5 protein-coding genes are annotated in these 4711 nt (G+C 36.8%); 2 read left to right on the forward strand and 3 right to left on the reverse strand.

Going from position 1 to position 4711, the window contains the following annotated elements:
• Together WBJ10_RS17190 and WBJ10_RS17195 are read left to right on the forward strand one after the other, a co-directional pair.
• Nucleotides 1-1062, forward strand: a 1062-nt coding sequence (locus tag WBJ10_RS17190) for a DUF2806 domain-containing protein (protein WP_424292524.1), incomplete at its 5' end; no start/stop codon positions are given.
• Between the two features lie 512 nt (nt 1063-1574).
• On the forward strand, nt 1575-2483 hold the full coding sequence (locus tag WBJ10_RS17195) for an abortive infection family protein (protein ID WP_424292526.1): 909 nt from the start codon (nt 1575-1577) through the stop codon (nt 2481-2483).
• A gap of 386 nt (nt 2484-2869) precedes the next feature.
• Here the strand turns inward: WBJ10_RS17195 and WBJ10_RS17200 are convergent, their stop codons facing one another.
• Genes WBJ10_RS17200 through WBJ10_RS17210 form a run of 3 tightly spaced genes read right to left on the reverse strand, consistent with a single transcriptional unit; the run spans nt 2870 to nt 4531 of the window.
• Nucleotides 2870-3136 (reverse strand): hypothetical protein, encoded by a 267-nt coding sequence (locus tag WBJ10_RS17200; protein WP_424292528.1) that lies wholly within the window; start codon nt 3134-3136, stop codon nt 2870-2872.
• A 23-nt stretch (nt 3137-3159) separates the two neighbouring features.
• On the reverse strand, nt 3160-3564 hold the full coding sequence (locus tag WBJ10_RS17205; protein ID WP_424292530.1) for a hypothetical protein: 405 nt from the start codon (nt 3562-3564) through the stop codon (nt 3160-3162).
• On the reverse strand, nt 3536-4531 hold the full coding sequence (locus tag WBJ10_RS17210) for a type IV toxin-antitoxin system AbiEi family antitoxin (protein WP_424292532.1): 996 nt from the start codon (nt 4529-4531) through the stop codon (nt 3536-3538). The genes WBJ10_RS17205 and WBJ10_RS17210 overlap by 29 nt, the downstream gene beginning before the upstream one ends.
• Nucleotides 4532-4711: the final 180 nt, after the last annotated feature.

The raw sequence follows: 4711 nt of genomic DNA on the forward strand, positions 1-4711 counted from the left end.
TGCTTAACTACACTCATAATGGAAGACATATTCGGATTCGGAAAAGTGCTCCCTATTGATAAGCTACTCGATCTAGTTGCGAAATCAGTAGGAAAATTATCCAAATCATACTTTGACAGAAAAGACATAGATACCAAAGGATATGAGATTGAGGTTTTAGCTAAAGCACGAGCCAAAGAACTTCAAATAATATCTTTGGCTGTGAAAAATAATTCTAAACTAACAGGCGGGATCGAATATAAAGATGAAAAATTTGCTGTTAGTTCTCCAAACGAATCAGGCAATAATGGAGATGATCTAAGTTTAAAGCATTTGTCTATTGAAGAAAGAGCAACTGACCGTATAGCCTATCAAAACGCAAAACAACAACTGAACATTGAAAGCGTTACAGCATATGCCGCTGAGCAATTACAGGATGAACCACCAGTAACAGATGAAAATCCAGAAGAAGATTGGGCAGCCAGGTTTTTCAAAATAGTCGAAGATATATCCAACGAGGAGATGCAAGCCCTATGGGGTAAAATCCTTGCAGGGGAGATAAAACAGCCTAAAACATACTCCCTAAGAACTTTAGAGCTAATTCGAAATCTTTCTAAACACGAGGCTGACGTCTTCACGAAAATTGCGAATTTCGCACTAAAAGCAGGTGAAAACAATTACATTTTCGCCTCGGATCGTACAAAAGTGCTTGAAAAGCATAATGTGGGATACGGTGATATAGCGTTGCTGACGGAAATCGGCTTATTGCAACCTGGGGCTTTCGTGCATTTTCAGATTCAACCCCAACCTTCGAATGCACAGCAGATTTTTGCTTCTGGTAAGATTATCATTTTTGTTAATGTGAAAGCAAACACTCCGATCGTTAGAATACCCGTACATGTGTTTTCCAATGCAGGGAATGAACTTTTGAAATTGATTGATGTTACCGCTAATATGGAGTATCTCAAAGCCTTTGCGGATGAAGTCAAAAGTGATCAAGTTGAAGTTAAATATTCATATATAACTGGCTATGAAGATAAAGTTATACACTACAGAAACCCTATTTTAGACTTCACCAACTAAATCCCTATTAAATCCTTTCTCTTCTCTAGTTACAGCTCGCTGCGCTGTCGCAAAATTCTCGACCCTCTACTAATCCTCCGCCGTTCTCGCGTCAAGACATACTCAGCATCTCCATACATGGCTTTACTGCGGAGACATTTTGCTAAACTAGCGACGCGAGCACTTATCCAATGTAATGTCTACACAAATCACATTTAAACTTCAACAACTTGAAAATTAATATTTTAGCTTTGAACTGACGCTCTTATTGCTTAGGTTTAAGAAAATTACACTCTCAACTTATTGATCAAGATTAGAAATTCTATTCCTATATCAAATAGTCGGCTATTTCTAATGGAACTTAGGTTTCCTTGCGTCGTTTGAGGTGATCATTAATCCAACAAAAATGATTGATAGGTTAATTCGAAGAATTGCGAAAAGTACAAGTAAAACTGCAAGAGAGGTTGAGAAAGGTCTTTTTGCATATAACAGAATCAAGTTGGATACGGATTATAGAAACCTATACAAGTAATATGGCCAACAAAATATCGCAAATTACACGCAGGAATATCTTCGATTTCATACAAGTAGAAAGTTTTTGGTGGGCAGGTAGGCTTGAAGAAGCTGATTTTCTTTCAAGATTATTCGATCTTCAAGAAATTGAATCGTTCGATTCAAGATTTCCTAATGCTGCTGGTGATATTTGGCAACATAGGATTAATAACCCAAATGATTGGGAGGATAATTGGATTTTTCATGACGAAAGATTCAATCTCCTCAAATGCGACGATTCGATATTCCTTAACTTCTTGTGTGAAATGATTCATCCCTTAGTGAGAAATGAATCTTCTGAAGTAAATAAATTACTTCAAATTTTCAACGACAATCTCATAGAAGATAATTTCGAGGTTATTGAAAAAATCCGTATTTCTGGTAAGCCCATTTTTGTTGGAAGGTTGAAAATTACAGGAAAGGAATCGATCGTAAAAAAGAATAATGATATTAAAAGAATCCTGAACGCTGATTATGTTACTCAGCAAATGAACCTCATGGAATCATCAATCGAAAATTCTCCTCATATTTCCATTGGGTTAGCCAAAGAACTGATTGAAACATGTTGTAAATCAATCTTCGACGATCGGGAAGAGTATTATGATAAAAATTGGGATTTGTCTAAATTGATGAAAGAAACAACCAAACTTTTAAAGCTAACACCTGACGACATTCCCAATGAAGCAAAAGCGGCAACTTCGATAAAACAGATTTTAGGTAGTTTATCCTCAGTAGTTCAGGGAATAGGGGAAGTAAGAAACGAATATGGCAGTGGTCACGGAAAAGACGGAAAATTCAAAGGTCTTCAACCTCGACATGCAAAATTAGCTGTGGGAGCTGCATCCACCCTTGCAATTTATCTATTAGAGACCCATGAAATTAAGAAATAATTCTTGTTACCGATCATCGATGCGTATTTTGACTATACTGCCCCCATTCCGGGCAAGCCGACCGTTTTTTATGGAATAATCAAAGGCTTATTTATTTCTTTTACCATTTGTTAAGTGGCGCCAAGGCGCCGTTCCGACATAAGTGGATATTCCGCTCCATAGTACGCCACGATTTCGAAGCAAAGTATTAAACTATTTACCTTACGTTAGCTCCTTAAATAATCTTGAATGCAAGATGCTTTGTATAGATGTCATCTAGTCTATTTCCCGCTTTAGGTGGATATTCCGCTCCATAGTATGTCTCGTTAACTCAGCGTCTCTTATAGCAGTGACGGCACAAGCTTTAAGTAAGATTGACAAAAGCAATGTCAACGGCCGGATTCGCTCTACTCTTCTATCCCTTTAATTACTTCATCAACAGACTTATACCTGATTATTTGCGTATCTGATTTATCTGCCGAATTATACATCGAATCTATTTCCTGACTAGTAAAATTATTTAGGCGTGAGGCGAGTATTCGTAGAATTTTACTTCTGAGCATTTCGTTGTCATTCAATATTACCTGCATTTGTCGGCCTAGAATTCTGGCAGCAACTTGATGTTCATCGAATTGATCGGTGATCAGGTCCTCATAGCTAATTTCAAATAGCATGTGTCCCGCTATCTCAAAATAATTTAACAACGGGTTCCAACTACCGATAATTCCATTTGTCCGTGTTCATCTAATACAACTTTCCCATTTTCTTCGATTGCGCCGAAAGGGATTAAGTCTACTATTTGGCCGATTGCGCTATACAACCTATACGGCTCTTTATCAGCAACAAAACCTTCCTTTAGAATTAAACAATTTTTAAGCTCTGTGAATTGTTCAGGTGATCGAACATATACCGAAAAATCTACGTCTATAGTTGCCCGAATGCTCGGCAAATCAAGATGGCTAATCCAAAGATCCCGCGCCGTAGCGCCAACCATGTAATAATCAATCTCAAATTTGTTAAAACATCTTTCCAGAGAATCCAAGAGTTTCCCGAATTCCGATTCACGAAGCTCATTAAAGTTGCTCTTTAAATAATCTGTCATAGAGTAGTGTGGCAGTCTCCAAATTTCTTGGATCGTTGCTATTTATCAGATCTGCATATACTAACATATCAGGCACAGTATCTGAATTGATGCACTCAAATTTCCAAAACTTATTATATATGCTTAAAAGCCCTTTTTCATCCGGCACCAATTTATATTTCTTTATCAGGTCAATTTTTTTCTCTGACGTATATAACACTAATTTAGCGGGTTTCAAATAGCCGGTCAATAGACTAGCAGCCGGTTCGCCGCCCCATTGGGTTTCATAGTTATCTAACGGTAGTTTTCTCCAATCCTTGTCGAAACTGTTTAAAAACCGGTAACTACCTAAGCTTAATTGTGGTTTTAACTTTTGTTCGTAAGCAGTGATCCATTCTTCAAATAGTTTCTTTTTATTTATTAGTCTGGCGGATTTTCGATCAGTTTTTATTAAATACCCTTGGTCTTTCAAACTATTCATGATGTAATTTACATTCCCTAATGCGATTCCATAGTCTTCTGACATTTGGCGATAAGTTACATTTAAATACTTTTCATCATTTAACAAGTGGAAAAGTAATAACAGCCCTGTTTTAGTAAATGCTCTATCCTTTTTATTAATCTGAGGAGTGTCTGTTTTAAATCCATCTACGAAAAATACCCACTTATCTTTCTTTATATAGCAGTTACCATTAGCATCTGCATAGTTTACGTTCATTGTACGTAACTGTTCTCGTATAACCGGGAAAATGGTCTCTGCTATTACTATTAAATCGGGATATTGATTTTTTAATGAATAGAACTGACTTAAGTGAATGTTCTTAACTTCTTTCTTGAACTCTGCGGGGATATTTATGCGTTCTTTTTGAAGTTTTAGCTCTACCGTTCCATCTACTTTTTTATCATTAGCAATAGCATACCACCTTGCTTTAAGGCCGGTCTTTTCTTCAAGCAGTTGTAATACCTTGTATACGATCTCCTCTTGCATGTTCAGTATTTGTTCTTGTTCACTTATTTGTGAACACTAATATAAAGTGAACATCTTAGATTAGCAACTATCTCCTACAATAATTCCTCCCGCACTTACCACTGTCCCCCAATCAGCAAACATACTAGTAATAAAAGGTTCTCCTAATGTTCCAATCGCACAGCTGTTAATGTCTAAAGC

The sequence above is a fragment of the Daejeonella sp. genome, assembly GCF_049655485.1.
Lineage (GTDB): Bacteria > Bacteroidota > Bacteroidia > Sphingobacteriales > Sphingobacteriaceae > Daejeonella.

What these genes read in the sequence shown, in the direction of transcription:
- WBJ10_RS17195 (WP_424292526.1), top strand. Translation starts at nt 1,575, where the DNA reads ATGGCCAACAAAATATCGCAAATTACACGCAGGAATATCTTCGATTTC.
- WBJ10_RS17200 (WP_424292528.1), bottom strand. Translation starts at nt 3,136, where the DNA reads ATGCTATTTGAAATTAGCTATGAGGACCTGATCACCGATCAATTCGAT.
- WBJ10_RS17205 (WP_424292530.1), bottom strand. Translation starts at nt 3,564, where the DNA reads ATGACAGATTATTTAAAGAGCAACTTTAATGAGCTTCGTGAATCGGAA.
- WBJ10_RS17210 (WP_424292532.1), bottom strand. Translation starts at nt 4,531, where the DNA reads ATGCAAGAGGAGATCGTATACAAGGTATTACAACTGCTTGAAGAAAAG.